Annotated in this window: 15 protein-coding genes and 4 tRNA genes; 12 read left to right on the forward strand and 7 right to left on the reverse strand. The window is 34.0% G+C overall.

Annotation, left to right across the window (positions count from 1 at the left end; all coding sequences use genetic code 11):
* Position 1 precedes the first annotated feature (1 nt).
* Positions 2-1,393 carry a DUF4876 domain-containing protein gene (locus MPR_RS06265; protein ID WP_041890370.1) on the reverse strand — a complete coding sequence of 464 codons (1,392 nt, stop codon included), beginning with the start codon at positions 1,391-1,393 and terminating at the stop codon, positions 2-4.
* 5 nt (positions 1,394-1,398) lie between these two features.
* Positions 1,399-4,128: a TonB-dependent receptor gene (locus MPR_RS06270; protein WP_041890372.1), complete on the reverse strand. Its 2,730-nt coding sequence runs from the start codon at positions 4,126-4,128 to the stop codon at positions 1,399-1,401.
* Between the two features lie 440 nt (positions 4,129-4,568).
* Here MPR_RS06270 and hmpA point away from each other — a divergent pair, with 440 nt between their 5' ends.
* Together hmpA and MPR_RS06280 are read left to right on the forward strand one after the other, a co-directional pair.
* Positions 4,569-5,774, forward strand: a complete 1,206-nt coding sequence (hmpA, locus tag MPR_RS06275; protein ID WP_041890375.1) for an NO-inducible flavohemoprotein — start codon at positions 4,569-4,571, stop codon at positions 5,772-5,774.
* A 157-nt stretch (positions 5,775-5,931) separates the two neighbouring features.
* Complete coding sequence (locus MPR_RS06280) at positions 5,932-6,531, forward strand: Crp/Fnr family transcriptional regulator (protein ID WP_041890378.1); 600 nt, start codon at positions 5,932-5,934, stop codon at positions 6,529-6,531.
* 59 nt (positions 6,532-6,590) lie between these two features.
* Here MPR_RS06280 and MPR_RS06285 read toward each other — a convergent pair whose 3' ends face one another.
* Positions 6,591-7,724, reverse strand: a complete 1,134-nt coding sequence (locus tag MPR_RS06285; RefSeq protein ID WP_041895219.1) for an MFS transporter — start codon at positions 7,722-7,724, stop codon at positions 6,591-6,593.
* Positions 7,725-7,922: 198 nt separating this feature from the next.
* Between MPR_RS06285 and MPR_RS18875 the strand changes: the two genes are divergently transcribed.
* The 3 genes from MPR_RS18875 (at position 7,923) to MPR_RS06300 (ending at position 10,316) form a co-directional block, all read left to right on the forward strand.
* Positions 7,923-8,792, forward strand: coding sequence for a helix-turn-helix domain-containing protein (locus MPR_RS18875; RefSeq protein WP_041890381.1), 870 nt, complete (start codon positions 7,923-7,925; stop codon positions 8,790-8,792).
* Between the two features lie 243 nt (positions 8,793-9,035).
* Positions 9,036-9,842 (forward strand): PhzF family phenazine biosynthesis protein, encoded by an 807-nt coding sequence (locus MPR_RS06295; protein ID WP_041890384.1) that lies wholly within the window; start codon positions 9,036-9,038, stop codon positions 9,840-9,842.
* Between the two features lie 12 nt (positions 9,843-9,854).
* Positions 9,855-10,316 carry a GNAT family N-acetyltransferase gene (locus tag MPR_RS06300; RefSeq protein WP_041890387.1) on the forward strand — a complete coding sequence of 154 codons (462 nt, stop codon included), beginning with the start codon at positions 9,855-9,857 and terminating at the stop codon, positions 10,314-10,316.
* On the opposite strand, the gene MPR_RS06305 is transcribed toward MPR_RS06300, so the two are convergent.
* From MPR_RS06305 to MPR_RS18100, 3 genes are all read right to left on the reverse strand, one after another.
* Positions 10,317-10,970 carry a hypothetical protein gene (locus MPR_RS06305; RefSeq protein ID WP_235280599.1) on the reverse strand — a complete coding sequence of 218 codons (654 nt, stop codon included), beginning with the start codon at positions 10,968-10,970 and terminating at the stop codon, positions 10,317-10,319.
* 496 nt (positions 10,971-11,466) lie between these two features.
* On the reverse strand, positions 11,467-12,345 hold the full coding sequence (locus MPR_RS06310; RefSeq protein ID WP_041890391.1) for an IS3 family transposase: 879 nt from the start codon (positions 12,343-12,345) through the stop codon (positions 11,467-11,469).
* 23 nt (positions 12,346-12,368) lie between these two features.
* Complete coding sequence (locus tag MPR_RS18100; protein ID WP_052472632.1) at positions 12,369-12,902, reverse strand: transposase; 534 nt, start codon at positions 12,900-12,902, stop codon at positions 12,369-12,371.
* Between the two features lie 219 nt (positions 12,903-13,121).
* On the opposite strand from MPR_RS18100, the gene MPR_RS06320 reads away from it, so the two are divergent.
* The 6 genes from MPR_RS06320 to MPR_RS06325 all read left to right on the forward strand — a co-directional run bounded on the left by MPR_RS06320 (position 13,122) and on the right by MPR_RS06325 (position 15,573).
* Positions 13,122-14,246: a DegT/DnrJ/EryC1/StrS family aminotransferase gene (locus tag MPR_RS06320; RefSeq protein WP_041895223.1), complete on the forward strand. Its 1,125-nt coding sequence runs from the start codon at positions 13,122-13,124 to the stop codon at positions 14,244-14,246.
* Between the two features lie 20 nt (positions 14,247-14,266).
* Positions 14,267-14,337: transfer RNA gene (locus tag MPR_RS18620), tRNA-Cys, on the forward strand.
* A 22-nt stretch (positions 14,338-14,359) separates the two neighbouring features.
* Positions 14,360-14,430, forward strand: a tRNA-Cys gene (locus MPR_RS18625).
* 22 nt (positions 14,431-14,452) lie between these two features.
* Positions 14,453-14,523: transfer RNA gene (locus MPR_RS18630), tRNA-Cys, on the forward strand.
* Between the two features lie 22 nt (positions 14,524-14,545).
* Positions 14,546-14,616, forward strand: a tRNA-Cys gene (locus MPR_RS18635).
* Positions 14,617-14,910: 294 nt separating this feature from the next.
* Complete coding sequence (locus MPR_RS06325) at positions 14,911-15,573, forward strand: phosphatidylserine decarboxylase family protein (protein ID WP_041895226.1); 663 nt, start codon at positions 14,911-14,913, stop codon at positions 15,571-15,573.
* A gap of 96 nt (positions 15,574-15,669) precedes the next feature.
* On the opposite strand, the gene MPR_RS06330 is transcribed toward MPR_RS06325, so the two are convergent.
* Positions 15,670-17,028 carry a hydroxymethylglutaryl-CoA synthase family protein gene (locus MPR_RS06330; RefSeq protein ID WP_041890394.1) on the reverse strand — a complete coding sequence of 453 codons (1,359 nt, stop codon included), beginning with the start codon at positions 17,026-17,028 and terminating at the stop codon, positions 15,670-15,672.
* 307 nt (positions 17,029-17,335) lie between these two features.
* Here MPR_RS06330 and rlmF point away from each other — a divergent pair, with 307 nt between their 5' ends.
* A complete protein-coding gene (rlmF, locus tag MPR_RS06335; protein WP_041890397.1) occupies positions 17,336-18,244 on the forward strand; it encodes a 23S rRNA (adenine(1618)-N(6))-methyltransferase RlmF in 909 nt (302 codons plus the stop codon).
* The last annotated feature ends 21 nt before the right edge of the window (positions 18,245-18,265 follow it).

An 18,265-nucleotide genomic window follows, 5' to 3' on the forward strand; every position in this document is an offset into this window, starting at 1 on the left:
ATTAATTAGTAAAAGAGTCTTCTCCTTTAGATACTATTGGTTTTTCTATCACTACGAAATCTTCTGTAGAGTTATCAGTGTCTTGCAGTACACGACGACCATTCTTTAATTTATATCTCGTTTTTCTCAATAAAGATTGACTAGAGTAAGTTCCGTTTGGTACGAAAGTACTTCCTTTATCTACAGATTCAGGTACTTTACGTGGAGCTACACGACTGTCTTTAGAGTGTCTAACCTGTACTCCGTCAATAATGTATTCAACAGGAATTCTTAGGCACTGTGTCGAGTCATTCTTTTTAGGAGCTTTGACTGTAGGGAATGATTCTACTGCTATATCTTTTGGTAACTGTACTAGTAATATTCCATCATCAGTAGCAAAACGCATAGCTAAGTCACTATTTTGAGCTTTAATGACTTTCATTTTAGCAATACCTATAGTATTAAGATTATAGCGATACTTCGCTTGTGTAATATCAATGCCATATTCTTTTTGTAAATAATCTAAAACATAAACATCAAAATCAGCCTTGCTTAAATCTACAGTTTTATTAGGATCTACAAACTCTGATGGCTTACCAATGATGAAGTTTTTAGTGTGGTCAATAGCTGTAGAAGCAATAATCATACTTTTACCTGGCTCTATAGGATATTGAGAACCTCCTCCAGGAAATTGAAGTACTTTTTTAGCATATACATAGTCCTTGTTTAAATCTCCTTTTCCTGTGTTTTCAGCTGCTTTTGTCCAGTCGTATTGACGAGAAGGTAAGTAGCTTGAATCATCAGGACCTGTAGCTTGACTGTTAGTAGTATTGTGAAGCATTACTAATAATATTCCATCAGCATATAAGGTTTCGGTACTGTTATTATAGATTTCTAAAAATTGATCTCTATATCCAGAGCCATCTTGTAAACTTGAACCAGCGTAGAATATTTGTTTAAAGATTAGACCAGATTGACTGGTCTTGTTCATCTGTAATTCTATTTTGATATCGTTAGTATCAGTTACTGCTAGATTATCAATATTAGCAGTGAAAGTAATAGAATCTTCTTCTATTTTTTCCTCATTGCTTTGAGAAGAGTCGATTAATTGATTATATGCTTGTTTACTCATCGTTAGTTTAGCGATGATGTTATAATTTCCTACTCTTAAGTTTGCTGTTGCAATACCTTGATTGTCTAGTGTTACTGTGTTTTTATTCCCATTAGCTCTATTGGTAAACTCTATTGTAGTACCTTCTAAAGGAATATTAAGATTGGTGTTTTCTTGTGATACTGAAGCGACAAATTTAACATTAAGAGTATTAGCAAAGTCACTAGAGTTGTCATCTTTACTACAGCCAACTGTGAATAGGGTGCAGATTAAGGAGATGATTAAAAGTAAAGTATTTCTCATTTTGTTTAAAATTTAATTGATATCGATCCTGTTATACTGAATGGAGCGTTATAGTTAATAATAGACCTTGTTCCATCAGATAACTTTTTTTCTTTATTGATTCTGATATTAAAGAAGTTATAGGTATTGATTCCTATTCTTATGTTTTTGCGTATTTCTTTTGTAGCATTTAGATTAATCACATAAAATGTAGGCTGTTCATAGTTGCTACCAGCAGTAGAAATAGTCTGTTTAATATCTTCAGGTAGCTCTACTTGGATAGGTTGCATAGCAATGTCTAAATATTCATTAGCGTATTTTTGTTCTGTATTTAAGCTTTTCCTAAACCAGAAAATATCACTGTTCATCGTTACTATAAAACCTATTTTAGGAATGTGGTAAGTCAACCTTAATTTGCTCATTAAGGATAGCGATTTTGTTTTCGCAGGATAAAAAACAGTGTAATATACTCCATAATCTTGTTGGTAGCTTTCTTCAGAGACTTCGTTGTAAGTTGGGTTTTGATCATAATACTCACTATAAGAAAGACTGTTAGATAAAGACAAATACATATTTAAGGGTTTGATCTTTTGAGTCGCAATAGTCCAATCAAAACCATAAGACTTAGAGCGTACGCTATTAGTCATATGACGGACACTATAGTTTGTTAAGGTTTTATAGTTTCCTGTAGCTTCATATTGAATAGGTTTTCCTTTCTCTAATTCTCCAATTATTTTGTATTCAGGTACATCGATAGGGAAGTATTCCTTTTTAACTCCAAAACCATTTTTATTATCCTTAAAATACCCAAAGAAGCTATTGGTTAAGAATTTATTACTAAAGGTATATCCTAATTCGAACTGTGTAGACTGTGATGGTTTAAGGTGATTGTTATTATTTTCTATTTTTACTGTTTTAACCAAGTATAAACTATTGTTGATATTAGAATCATCAAAGAAGTTTAACAGCGGGAAGTCTAACCAGATTGGAGCAGGATAGCGGTGCGCTAGAGATGGTGCCTTAGTAGCTATTCCATATCCCATTGTAATTCTGCTGTTAGGAGAAACTTGATATGCTAAGTTTATTCTAGGTTGATAACTAGCTTTGCTATTTTGTACATCCATACGGAATCCAAGATTCCCTTCTAATGGTTTATCGAATAAATACCATTTAAAGTTGTCCATAATGTAGGCTCCATAGTTAGCTTGACCTTCATTTTTTCTGAAATCATAAGGACGTTCGTTCTGGTTGTTATTTTGAAACCATCTAGGCTGATCAGCTTTATAAATAGTTCCTTTACCCAAGTTATCATGATAGTTAATAGATACCCCTGCTGTAATTAAGTGTTCAAATTTGTTTCCAAAAGCATCAGAGGATATGTTTAAGGTAGATCCTAAACTAAGAGGTCTTCCTTGTATTTCTTCAATAGCAATATATCTACCATCTACATAGTAGCCTTCATACACACCTGTAGTATCTCTGTTGGCTATAGGAAAAGGTCCTTTGTTTATTCTTTCTTGGTTGTAAGTATTACTTATTCCATAAGAACCATTGATATTGAGGTTAAGAGATTTAATAACTCTAGAATTGAATTGTATATTCGTTCTATTAGACCATCTAAAGAACTCATCTGTTGCTTTTAGTTTTCGGCTTTGTTGATCATCAGGATCTTCTCTAACACCGTCTAGTCGTTTGCTGAAGCTTAGACTTAAATTGTTTTTGACACGTGGTGAGAATGATTTAGTCCAAAGAATACTTTGATTGATTCGATTATATTCTTTAATGTTATCTCTAGGATCATTGTTACTTTTAGAGTAATTCATAGATAGATTTAAAGCCCCCCATTTGTTAGGAAGTCCAAAACCTTTAGATAGGCTATATGAAGTGGCTCCTCTATTAATGTTAGTTGTAAAACTATAAGGTGTTTTCCCAGCTTGTTTATTGATGATAATAGCTCCGTCAGTTAATTCCCCATATTTAGCTGAGGCAACACCTTGTACTACTTCTATACTTTCAATATTTTCTACTGGAATTTCGCGTAAGTCAACCCCTTGATAAGTAAGATTCGCAATACTACCTGTATTAGAAGAATTTGTTAATCCAAATTGATTCAAACTACGCGTTTGCATATTAGCATCGTTGGAGATAGTTACATCATCTACGATAATAGCTACTCCAAAAGAGTTATTCATTTGCTGAAGTGTTCCTCCTGTTAATTTATCAAAGCTAGCTCCTCTAAGGTTTATAGTCTGTGCGGTATTCAGGTTTGGTGCTACAGTAGCATGACCAGGTAATGTATTTAATACATCTTTTAAACTGAACGCTTGTACTTCACTAATTTTTTCTTTGTCTATTACTATTGCTGAGTTCGATCCAGACTGTGCTTTAAGTATAGGTGCTGTTATATTAATCTCGTCTAGTGTAATAGATAAATCAACTAATAGAAAACGATTATTGTAAGTAGTAAAAGTTTTGAGGTCTTTAATGTAAATAGACTTCTTATTGGCGTAGTTAATCGTGAATGGCTCAAAGTCTTTTTTAGTAGAAAAAGAGAATGTTCCTTGATTATTCGTGTAGTAAACTTCATTGTTATCTAATATAACTGTAGCGAATTCTAAAGGTTGATTATTAGAATCAACAACAGTTCCTTTAAATATTTTAGAACTCTGGGCGACACTATTTCCTGCTAGTAAAAGAAGAAATATGTAGATAAAGTGATGTGAGAGCGACTTTTCTACATTAGATAGTAGTTTCATTATTTGGACTTAATTTAAATAGTGGTGCAAATGTATATATTATATCAGTATATAAAATTTAGTTAAATAGCAGGGCTGTGCGTCTTTTGGTTAATGTGTTGATAGTTAGTAGTGTTGTTTTCCTTAACTAATTTGAGGGATGAATAATTAATATATAGCTATTTAATTATAGTGATTCTAAATAAAGTTATATTATTTAGAATTATTCTATTATATGGCTTTGTAAATTAAATAATTCATAAAAATGAGTCGCTATTGTCTTTTTATGTCAAATGAGTAGGGATTAACCATAGATTATATACTATTCATTCTTTAAATATTCTCTACCAACTCTATTTTTAGAAGATAAAGAATAAACTCTATTTCTTATGACTGCAGTCATAAAATGCGTAGTAGGTAAGCTTCTATATTTGGCTGTAACATTATAAAACAACGAAGACATGTTAACAGGTGAGCAAAAACAATTAATCTTGGCAACAGTACCTTTGCTAAGAGAGAAGGGATTAGAACTGACAAAACATTTTTATTTGAGAATGTTCGAATATCACCCAGAATTAAAGAATGTATTTAATATGGGGAATCAACGTGCTGGCAAACAACAAATGGCTTTAGCAATGGCAGTACTTGGCTATGCAGAAAATATTTCACAGCCAGAGCGATTAATGCCCGTAGTGGATCTAATAGGACATAAGCACGCCAGCTTATCAATACAGCCAGAACAGTATGAAATAGTAGGGACTCATCTACTAGCATCTATAAAAGAAGTGCTAGGTGAGGCAGCGACAGAGGATATCGTACAAGCCTGGGCAGTGGCTTATCAACAATTGGCAGATATTATGATAGGGCACGAACATAAGATTTATCAAGCAAAGGAGAATGAAGCGAATAACTGGACAGGATGGAAAGCATTCACTGTGAAGAGCAAGGTAGTAGAGTCTGGAGAAATCACTTCTTTTTATTTGGTACCAGCTGATGGGAGTGCTGTCGTACAGCATCAACCAGGACAATATATCAGTATTAAAGTCTTTCTAGAACGAATAGGCCTAGAGCAGATCAGACAATATTCTATATCATGTGCTCCTAACAACGAGTACTATAGAATATCTATCAAACGTGAACTAGGGAAAGAGATTGATATGAATGGTATGATTAGTAATCATCTGCATGACCATATTAATGAAGGTGATACAGTAGAAATTAGTTCTCCGTCAGGAAACTTTGTGCTAAAAGAGAACCAGAGAGATAAAGTGTTTATCAGTGGAGGAATAGGGCAGACACCTTTATTATCGATGCTAGAGGCATTAGAATTAAGTGGAGTAGTAAATCATAATATTGTATGGATTCATGGGTGTAGAAATCAAGAGGTACAGGCATTTAGAAATAAACTAAGTTATATCACGAATAACTGTTCTCAGGTGAAACCAATCTTCTTTTATGACAGTCTAGATCAAGTCGCTGAAGATATAGAAGCTTATCAAGGTATTGTTGACTTATCTACGATTAAGGGATATGAGTTTACGAATGAGGCTGATTACTACTTATGTGGACCACATCCTTTCTTAGAGAAACAACTTCGTGATTTAAAAGCTCTAAATATCAGTGCAGATCAGATCTTCTATGAAGAGTTTACACCAGCATCTGTTTAACCCGAAATACTTGATTGACAATATTGGATGTAAGTCTATATTTTTTTAAGCGAAAATACTAAGTGTATTTTCGCTTTTTTTTAGCGTTTGCATCTATAGTTTATTAGTAGCTTTGGATATCAATATACGTATATAAGGTAGATATTTAAAAGGCAATATGATTACGATAGAATTGTTAACGAAATATGGAGCTGAAATAAGAGAAGTGAAGAAGAATGAAATTATCTTTCAAGAAGGGAATTACCCTAGCCACTATTATCAAGTTGTTTCAGGTAAAGTAAAGATGAATAACTTTAGTGCTGATGGGAGGGAGTTTATACAGAATATTTTTACATCTGGACAGAGTTTCGGAGAGCCACCTCTATTTATAGAAGAACGCTATCCTGCCAATGCAATAGCTGTGAGTAATGCGAAGATTATTCAATTGCCTAAAGGTGATTTTTATGAAATGATGAGACAAAATAATGAGGTGTCTTTAGCTATGAATAAGAGCTTGTCTAGACGCTTATATTATAAGTCTATTATGGCACCTGATATCGCTTCACAAGACCCTGATAATCGTATTATGACATTGCTAAACTATCTAAAGTCTCATCAACAAGCTGTAGAAGAAACATCTAGTCCACTGACCATTGATCTGACAAGGCAACAAATTGCAGATTTGACTGGGTTAAGAGTAGAAACAGTTATTCGTACCTTAAAAAGATTAGAGAGTGATAGCAAAGTACAAATTATCAATAGTAAAGTCGTAATTTGATTTATAAAGAGGAGTAATCACCAAGGAGGTTTCTTATAACCCCTTGGTAATTTTTTCTTTTAATGATCTTTTAAAATTTTAGATCGACTAGCTAGAACGACCATAATGATCCCAAATACAGAGAATAATAAATAAGAATACCTCAAGTCAAAAACCTCTGCTATAAAACCAATAACAGGCGGACCTATCAAGAAGCCTAAAAAGGCGATTGTAGAGATTAAGGTCAAAGATATACTAGGACTTACTTGGCCATGCTTACCTGCTACTCCAAATACTGTAGGTACACTACATGAACCTCCTAAACCTACAATCATAAATGAAAGTGTACATACCCAGAGATTAGGAAAGAGTACTGCGATAATTAGGCCACTACTCATCAATAAGCCTGAGAGCTGAACTACTCTTTTTCTACCTAATTTGACAATAAGATAATCACCTAAGAACCTTCCTATTGCCATCATTAATACAAAGGATGTGTATCCTAGAATAACAAATTGTTCTGGGGCTTTTACTATCTCTTGAAAATAGACGCCACTCCAGTCAAACATAGCTCCTTCAATAGCCATGCTCATAAAGCCTATTATGCCTAACTGGATTAGTGTTTTGTCAAGGTGTTTAAAGATAGAGCCTTTTTCTTTGTCTTTTTGTTGATTGGTGATAGTAGGAATTAGCAGTTTAGTATTAAACAACCAAATAATAAGAATCAGAACAAATACAATAAGAAAGTGAATAGAAGTAGTCATATTTAGACTTAGTACAAGAAGTCCTAATAAGGCCCCTGCAAAACCTGATATACTCCACGCTCCATGAAAGGAAGACATCATAGGCTTATTCATGATAGATTCTAGTTCTACACCTTGAGTGTTGATAGAAATATTACATAGATTACCTGCTACTCCAAAAAGAAATAAGCAAACCGCTAGTTGTATATAGGTAGTTGATACTCCTATAAGTAGTAAAATAAGTGGATAGAAGAGAAAGCCGTATTGAACTACTTTTTTACTTCCAAGGCGGTTCACTAGTTTGGCTGCTGTAGGCATGGTGCTTATCTGACCAATAGGCATAAGGAGTAATAAAGTACCTAGTTCTGCTTCTGATATGCTTAGATACGTCTTGATAGAAGGGATTCTACTCGCCCAAGAGGACAGTATTAGCCCATGAGCGAAAAAGAATAACGCTATAGCGAGCCTCATTCTGTTGCGTGTGTGTTTAGTAATTGATGACATGATATACGGTACGATATTATTGTTTGGAGCGAAATTAGAGTTTCGAAGTAGAGTAGTGATATTCCATTTTAAGGCTTTTATATTCCATTTTAAATATTCTATAAATTATCTTCTCTATTTAACTGATACAGTCCTATTGGTTTTATATTTTTACAAGAAAAAACAATGGACTTCTTTAGGGTTGCTGATTTTCAGAGAGAATATAAAGTTGATTATCCTATCCGTATGGGAGGATTATTGATTATGGATATTACCGATCCTATGTATAGTTCCTACTTTCAATTAAAACATCAGTTTGGTGGGTTGACTTTATTATTCTGTAAAAGTGGTGAGTTACATCTTAAGATTAATAATCTACCGTATAGTGTATCTAAAGGAGCTACACTTACTATATTGCCAGAGATGTGGATTGAACCTATATCATATAGTGAAGATTGTGAAGTAATAGTTTTTGTGATGGACTATGACTTTATAGAGAAGTATACTATACTACCTGAGTTTATTAGTAATACAGAGGTCCTAGATACGCCTATTATTTATCCTAATAAACAAGATAGTGAACTGATCGAAGAGTTGTCTTTACTGATCAGAAAACAGTATAGTCTACCTAAGACTTACTTGTTAGAACAGATGCTACAGTACCTTATTTACTCCTTGATTACAGTAGTGTCAAAGTCATATTATTCCTTGACATTAAAAGAAAACTTACAGAAGAATAGAGTCAATGATATTATGGATTGTTTTTTTGAACTTCTCGATGAATATGGAGTGGTAGAGCGCAATGTTTCTTTTTATGCCACACATCTACACCTAACACCACAATATCTAAGTTCACTAATCAAGAAGAGAACGGGTAAGTCAGTTAAGTCATGGATAGGTTTTACAGTTATAAACAAAGCTAAAGAGTATTTAAACACTACTTCTCTATCTGTTAAACAGATTAGTGATCAGTTAGAATTTGCAGATGCATCCTTGTTCTGTAGATACTTTAAACGATATATCGGGCAGACACCTAATGAGTATAGAAAGAGTTGAGGTTAATGAACTTTGTTTCTATAACAAGACTATTCCTGTTATCTCTGCTTGACTTTTGACTTTTTGAGGTACTCAATAAGCTTATTGAATCAGCTTTTTAGTTGACTCAGTAGCTTTTAGTATATAGAATAATAGAAACTTTATACTTTCGTTGTATAATGAGCGTTATTGGAGAAAGGAGCTTAGAGAAGCGTTTTATCTCTACTGCCTCTTTTTAAGTTAATTATCGAAAGTACAATATTCATGAAAATAAAATCATTTATAGTAGACGCATTTACAACAGAACTTTTTAAAGGAAACCAAGCTGGAGTATGTTTATTAGAACAGCCTATTTCTGAGGAAAAAATGATCCTTATCGCTAAAGAATTTGGTTTTTCAGAGACGGCATTTGTAATGCCTCTTACAGATAATAAGTATAGCATTCGTTATTTTTCTCCTAAGATGGAGATTCCATTGTGTGGACATGCCACTATGGCTTCTGCTAAGGCTCTTTTTAGTGGAGAAGAGCAGTTACATACGATCATATTTAATACACACTCAGGCTATACAGTAGAAGTGCGCAAGCAAGGAGTGAATATAGAAATGTCTTTTCCGCTTCTAGAGGTAGAGAACACGACTTTATCAAAAGAGGTAGTAGATGCACTAGGTATAAAAGAAGTGTTGAGCTGTGGATATAATAAAGAACATAATATCGTTATGGTAGAGATACAAGATGGTGTAGAACTAGCAGCCTTGTCTCCTGATTTTAATAGATTAAGAAATATTGATACAGGGATTAATGGAGTGGTAGTCACTGCGAGCTCTTGTATAGAGGGATATGATTATGAGTATAGATATTTCTGGCCATGGTCAGGTACAGATGAAGATCCTGTGACTGGGGCTGTTCAGAGTTTTTTAGCACCGTATTGGTACATCCGATTAGACAAAAAGGTATTGAAAGCATTCCAGTGTTCTGAAAGAACTGGAAGTATGGAAGTAGAATTGACAGAGGACAAAGTGATTATTAAGAGTTGTGCTGTCATCTTTAGTGAAGGAATAATTACAGTATAGAAGACCATATATATGCGAATCATATTAAGAGAAATAACAGCAGATAACTACTATGAAGTAGGCCTGCTAACGACTAATAAAGACGGTAAACCTACCTTCGATGAGGAGTATATCTGTGGCAATGCTGTATCTATGGCAGAGTCTAAGTTTTACCCTAATTTAGAGCCACAAGCTATTTATAGCGATGAAGAGTTAATAGGTTTTATTATGTCAGGACCTTATGATCGTGACCATGACAATTATTGGATCATGCGATTTATGATTGATTACCAATATCAAGGTAAGGGATATGGGAAGAAAGCGTTTGAAGCTTTTTTACAACAAATGCGACTTAGAGAGCATGTCCAAGAGCTTTATCTCGGATTAGATGAGAGCAATGTGAGAGCAATCCAACTGTATACTTCTTGTGGCTTTATCAATACAGGTGTAGTAAAAGACGGAGAACAGGTCTATGTACTTCATCTATCACAATAATCACTGTTCTCTATAACCATCCATAATAGAGCGAAATAACTCTCCATTAGATGGTGGAGTAAGAATGATGGCATTGACCTTTTTTTGTGCTATATTTTGAAGTGATTCATTTGTTTTCCCTCCAGTAGAGATTACAGCTATATTAGGGTAGTTCGTTTTAATATAATCTACTATTTTTAGAGTATCTGGTCCACCTGTCACATTAAAACAGCTAACCCCTGCCTCAATACGTGATTTAAAATCAAAATTAAGCGTTGATACGCTAGATATGATAGGTATACTGATATGCTTCTTTACCTCAGCGATATCTTCATTTTTAAACGGCTGATTGACTATGACAGCAGCAGCGCCTAAAGCTTCTGCTTTTTTAGCCATTGTAATGGCAAAGTCCCCTTGGGTAATACCTCCACCGATTCCACAAATAACAGGTTTCTTAGAGAATTCAATTAGAGTTTTAATAATGTTCTGTGAAGGAGCAAATGGGTACACAGCAAGAATAGCATCTGCATCATTGTTCTCTATTAAGGCAATATCTGTAGAAAATAGAATGGACTTGACCTTCACATTGTTTAACACTAACCCTTTACACGATTCTATCAGGTGTAGAGGAGTAGGGAGTTTCACATGAGGACAAGGTCTTTTTTTCCAGAACATAAAGAAATCTAGTAGAGTTCTTTTATCACGATTATTCACCCAAATAGAACTTATATTGTTGGTAGTAGCCATCATTAAAGATTTAGAATTAACAAGACAAAGATTTGTTATTATCCAATGAGAAGGAGATAGAGTGTAATTAAGCTTTGAAGAATTGTAATCAAATTAGGTTTTTATGTAAGGAAGTAGGTAAAGTAAAGTGGTGTAGTATCAGAATATTGATGCTTACGCTAAGTAGATGAGGTCGACAGTAGTCATTCGATGATTCTGTGTTGTTAGTATTTTGCAGAAGTATTGTTTTGTATAATAGTGAATTGGTAAAGAGATGAATCAGTACATAGTCCGTTATTTTAAACAAAATAACGGACTTACTACGGACTCATAACGGACTCACTACGGACTTATCCTGTCTCGTCCTTGTCTCGTCCTACTATAACTGTACAGTTATAGTTAATAATCCTACTTAATACTGTACAGATTTTTATTAATCCTTTTATTACTGTACAGGTTGTTGTTTTTGTTTATTAGTCTTGTAATAATTCTTCCATCTCTTAGTTAGAATACCTGTCTTTAAATGAGCTTGATTTGGAGTTAACCTATCACAACTATCATGAGGTCTAATTTGGTTATAAGCTTCTATACTATTCTTAATTTTATCAATCGTTTTTTGATAACCTAAACTTGAATAGTTTAAATCAAATTCACCTTTAATTATACCATTTACACGCTCAGCTATTGCATTATCTCTTGGTTCACCACCTTGTGTTGTACTAATAGATATGTTGTTTTCTATCAGTATTTTAGTATAAACACTACTGCAGTATTGACATCCTCGATCTGAATGATGAATAAGTTTCTCTGTATAAATCCTGTTCTTTAATGCCATTTTCAAGGCTTGTAAGCATCCATTAGTAGTTAAATCTAAACTAAAACTATAGCCCATTATTTTATGAGAATAAGCATCTGTGATTAAACTTAAATAGCCCCAAGTATTATTTAACCTGATATAGGTGATGTCACTTACCCAAAATTGTTCTGGTCTAGTAACTTTTACTCCATTATACAAGTCTAAATACTGTCCTCTCCAAGCTCTGGAGTCTGTTGTATATGCTTTGCGCCTTCGTTGCCTAACCAACATTTTATGACTGTCTAATAAATCAAACAGATAATCTCTTCCTACGCTTATATTGTGCGAACCTAAGCGTTCTTGTAACATATGTTGAAGTTTTCGAGTACCTACTCTTGGTAGAGTAGCTCTAATATTTAAAACTTCTTGAAGAATAATCTCATCTTTAATAGATTGACTTGCGTATCTGTCTATTGACTGATAATAAGCACTTCGAGTTTTACCAAACAGTTGACATATTTTTTTTATTCCCTTATTAGGGTATAAGAGTTTTACTTCTTCAACTGCTTGGAACCAGACTTTTTTCTGATATCAATATCCAAACTTTTCTCTGCTACATCTATCAATGTATTTAAAGCTACTATCTTAAATTGTGCCTCTGATAAAGCCTTTTTTAAAGCTTTAATTTCTAAAGATTCTGTATTGGATGTTTTTTCTTCCATAAGTGACGGAATAACAATTTCATTACAAATATCTATGTTTTTATTATAATTAACTAACAACCAGTTATTTATTGTACTTATACTTTCTACACCATACATTATACAGGCTTCTTGTGCTGTCATATGGTGTTCTGTAATACTATGAACTACTTGACGTTTAAGGCTTTCTGAATAAACTTTATTCTTACGTGTAGCATGATACTCGGGACTTGCATATTTCTTAACCCAACGATTTAGCGTAGATTTATTTAGGCTATACTCGCGAATTACCGAATTTTGACTTGCTCCATTCTCTATTTCTTGAACTATTTGTTCTATGAATTTTAAATGATAACGCTCTTTGTTTTTTGGTTCTCTTCCCATCTTTTAATGTTTTAAAAACTGTACAGTTTTTTTAGGACGGGTCATCTAGCCTAAAACTCTATAGAAACAAAGAGATAGAATATAGGGAGTATTTATAAAAACTGGACTAGGTGGATCTGTTATTATCAATATACATTTGTATCACAGAATAAGACTTAGAATCCTAATGAAGAAAATTAGGATAAGAGCTGTAAGAAGATAAGTATGAATGCTATACAAATGGTTGACTTACAACGTCAATATGAAAAAATAAAGGGAGAGATAGATAAGGGAATTGAGCAAGTGATTAGAACTAGTACTTTTATCAATGGCCCAGCTGTGAAAGAGTTTACAGATAATCTGGCAACTTATACAGGTGTGAAGCATGTAATCCCGTGTGCTAATGGTACAGATGCATTACAAATCGCCCTGATGGCATTAGGGTTAAAGCCTGGTGACGAAGTAATAACACCTTCTTTTACTTTTGTTGCAACGGTAGAAGTAGTTGCTCTATTAGGATTAACACCAGTATTCGTAGATGTAGATAAAGATACATTTACCATCAATAAAGAGAGCTTGGAAGGAGCGATAACTGAGAGAACGAAAGCTATTATACCTGTTCATCTGTATGGCCAATGTTCTAATATGGGAGAGATTATGCCGATAGCAGATAAGTATAATCTTGCGGTGATAGAGGATAACGCTCAGAGTATAGGAGGAAGTTATAAAAAAGAAAATACTTCTTATAAAACAGGAACAATGGGAACAATCAGTTGTATTTCTTTTTTCCCTTCTAAAAACTTAGGTGCTTACGGTGATGGTGGAGTGATTATGACTAATGATGATTCTTTAGCTCATACTATGCGTAAGATTTGTAATCATGGATCAGAGAGACGTTATTATCATGAAATAGTAGGGGTGAATAGTCGTTTAGACTCTATTCAGGCAGCAGTTCTAAATGTGAAATTAAAGTATCTAGATGACTACTGCAATAAAAGGAGAGAAGTAGCTGCTTATTATAACCAAGCTTTTAAGGCGAGTTCTAATATCATTACCCCTTATGTACCAGATTATAGTCACCATGTTTTTCATCAATATACGATGATTCTAGAAGGGGTGAATAGAGATGAGGTTCATGAAGAATTAGCAAGGTTAGGTATTCCTAGTATGATATACTATCCTGTACCTTGTCATGAACAAGAGATGTTTAAAGGATTAAAGGATAGAGAGTATAATCTACCTAATACCGAATATTTAACTTCTAGGGTGTTGTCATTACCTATACATACGGAGTTGACTGACGAAGAATTAGTATTTATAATTGAAGGAGTATTAGGAGTAGTTGAAAAATTAAAGAGAAAATAAAATACTTAGATAGTATCAAAGGTTCTGTGGCCGAGAGGATAGGCATGACTACGCAATGGTCATTAGATTGGTTCGAATCCAGTCGGAACCTCAATATAAGACGATAAACAAAAGGTTCTGTGGCCGAGAGGATAGGCATGACTACGCAATAGTCATTAGATTGGTTCGAATCCAGTCAGAACCTCAATATAAGAGGATAAACAAAAGGTTCTGTGGCCGAGAGGATAGGCATGACTACGCAATAGTCATTAGATTGGTTCGAATCCAGTCGGAACCTCAATATAAGAGGTTAAACAAAAGGTTCTGTGGCCGAGAGGATAGGCATGACTACGCAATAGTCATTAGATTGGTTCGAATCCAGTCAGAACCTCAACTCAATAATAGAACATGTTTTGTCAATTAGTGAATTAGTTATGTTGTGACTAGTACAATACTAGTTCTCTGATTATTGAATTTTACTTGTGGAATGAAGGTGTATTTATTTAAAAACAGTTTACTAGCATAAATAAGATGATTTTTTTAAAGGGATAACTATCTCATCTTTTTCTTTACAACTTTATTATTACTAATCGCAAGTGAAGTTATGTACTTGACTACAGTGTTGGGTAGTCAAGTACTTTTTATAAAAAAAATAATTATATCAATTCTAAAAATCAATATACTTATGAAAATACACAAAGAAGGGAAAGGGTCTATCCTGATAGGGGTCTGTACTTTTATTATGATTAATATACTGTCTTATGAATTGATTAGTCCTCGTTTTTGGTTTCTGCAATTAGTTATTTTTATAGTCACATTAATTCTTATAACATTGGTTATTTCTTTCTTTAGAATCCCGTCGAGAGTGTTGATACAAGACGACAATTTGGTCTTAGCTCCTTGTGATGGAAAAGTGGTTGTAATAGAAGAAGTAGAAGCAGATGAGTATTTTAAAGATAAGCGTATTCAAGTTTCTATTTTTATGAGTGTATTGAATGTACATGTCAATAGAAACCCAATAGAAGGGGAGGTGTTATATAGTATGTACCACAAAGGGAAACACCTAGTGGCTTGGCATCCGAAGTCTTCAACAGCTAATGAACGTCATACTGTGGTGTATAAGCATAAGAGTGGAAGAGAGGTCTTGGCTAAACAGATAGCAGGTGCCTTAGCCAACCGTATTGTCAATTATCTTACGATAGGTAAGATCGCTAAACAAAGTGAGGAAATGGGATTTATTAAGTTCGGCTCTAGAGTTGATCTACTATTACCTTTGGATGCTAAGATTAAAGTAAAGTTAGGAGATATCGCTCAGAGTGGTATTACAACTATAGCGGAGTGGGAGTAAACCCAATCGCATTAACCAAATACTGTAAAGTCATTTGCGATTTTGGGTTAAAATAAAAATGACTTTCATTAACAATGAAAGTCATTTGTTATCATATTATTTTACAAACTTATAGTAGCGTGCTCCTATTAGATGAGGTATTGACGACTCGATATAGTCTATTATAAATTCATTATTAGCAGGCAGTACGGGTGTTTTTTGCTCTTTCTTATGAAGGGCAATGTAAGTATCGAAGTCTATCGCTGTAGATTGTTTTAAAGTTTCGAAGATAGATACTTTAGGCATACCTTCTTGCCATGTACTCTGTACCTCAGCTTCGAATACTTTAGATTTAGACCCTGAACCATAAGCAATAAATCCTAGTGTAGTATCTACTAAACTTTCTTTTGTATCGTTAAAATGAGATAGGGTCGATAACAAACCTAAGAATATAGATCCTGTATAGATATTACCTACTTCACCAGAAGCTATCTCTGATGGAGCAATCTTATTATTCACTAATTCCATATACGCTTCTGACTTAGCAAATGCTTTGATTTGGTCTTTTGCATCAGCAGCTGTTTTATCTACTAGTTCAGGATTCTCTTGTAATACTATTTCATGGAAAGTTCTACGTCCTTGGAAGCAATAAGGTAAATGCATTAAGACAGCTTTCCAATCTTGGTATACTTTCTTGTCTTTTTTATTGTTTAACTCTTTGAAGTGAGTGTACGCTTCTGTGATTCTATTGATATAGCATTCGTTAGAGTATTGTCCTTCGAATACAGGTTGATCTTTGTGTATAGAAATTTCAGCTTCTTCTATACCATGCCATGCCTCATTAGTAGAGCTTCCTGTAATGCTTTGTTTCTCTATCGAACGATGCGGTTTAAAGAAGTCAAATACACTTTCTGTAGCTACTCCAGTCTGCCCTGTGAAAGCTAGCATACGTGGATTAGCACTAATTAATAAAGCAATAGCTCCAGCTCCTTGTGTGTATTCTCCTGTAGAAGCTAAGTCATACTTAGCGTAGTCTGTTGCGATAACAATAGCTTTTTTTGTAGGATTAGCTTTTATGAAGTCAATAGCATTCTGCATAGCATCTACTGCACCTATACAAGCGAAAGTATGATCTACAGCATCACAGTTTTTAAAAGTACCTTGTCCATAGATTTGCTCTAATAATCCTAAGGCATAAGAAGCAATAGGTTTAGAGTTGTCTAATCCGCTCTCTGTACCTACGTATATTTTAGCAATGTCTTGAGGAGCGATAGCAGGATTGTCTTTTAGTAAGCTATACGCAGCATTAGCAGCCATTGTGATTACATCTTGGTAAGTATCTAATAAAGCCATCTTTTGTAATCCAAGCCCCTTAGTTAATTTTAAAGGTTCGATATTTCGCTCGATAGCTAATGTTTCTATAGGTAAGTGAATTTTAGGGATAAAGTATGCAATACTATCTATTCCGACTTTCATAATCTTTACTAATTTAAATGAAGGGTAAAATTAAAGTCATTTGTTAGAAATAACTAACTAAATTGAATAAAATTTATGTAATAATGCTATGTTATTGGTTTAATGTTATTAATACATAGTTTTTATGTTTATAAAAGATTATAGTGTTTTTACGATATAGTTAGTTTAGAAAAAGGAAGAACAATAGAGACTGTACCAAAGAGAATGAAGAAAGCTAAAATGACAAGTTTAATAAAGTTTAGAGTATTGAGATTTTATGTAGTAGAACCCACTTAAATACCCTAATTTTGCATGAAATATCAAGATAATGAAAGAAGCAAAGAAAACGCAGAAGAAACTACACCCACGTAATAAACATCAGGATTTATATGACTTTGATAAGTTAAAACAAGTGGTGCCTGAGTTGGCAACTTTTATTATCAAGAATCCGTCAGGGATAGATACAATTGATTTTGCAAAACCTGAAGCAGTTGTTTTATTGAATAAAGCTATTCTGATGAAGGACTATAAGATGACGTATTGGGAGATGCCTAAGACGAATCTATGTCCTCCTATCCCAGGAAGAGCTGATTATATCCACTATATAGCAGATCTACTAGCAGAGGGAAACAATGGAAAAGTACCTATAGGTAAGGGAGTGAAGATATTAGATCTAGGAATAGGAGCTAATGTGATATATCCTATTATAGGGGTGGCTGAGTATGGATGGGAATTTGTGGGGTCTGAAGTAGATGTAGTGTCTGTGAAGACGGCTAGTCATATCGTAGAGAACAACCCTCATCTAAAGAGTCATATCAGTATCCGTCAGCAACCTACTAAGCGAAATATATTAAAGAATATAATAGGAGAGAAGGAATACTTCGATGTAGTGATATGTAACCCTCCTTTCTTTAAGTCAAGAGCTGAGGTGTTGGCTAAGACTACACAGAAGTTGAGAAACCTAGGTAAAGAAGTGGTGGGTAAACCAGTACAGAACTTCAGTGGGCAGAACAACGAGTTGTGGTGTGATGGTGGAGAACTTGCCTTTATCACTAATTACATTTATGAGAGTAAGCATTTTAAAAGACAGGCAGTATGGTTCACCACTTTAGTGTCTAATAAAGATAACCTTAAACCTCTACAGTCATTATTAAAACGAAGTGAAACTAAAGAGGTTCGTATTATAAATATGGAACAAGGAAATAAGATAAGCCGCATTTTAGCGTGGAGATATTAATAACAAAGGATGCTATACAGC

Origin of the sequence: Myroides profundi, from assembly GCF_000833025.1 — a bacterium.
Classification (GTDB): domain Bacteria; phylum Bacteroidota; class Bacteroidia; order Flavobacteriales; family Flavobacteriaceae; genus Flavobacterium; species Flavobacterium profundi_A.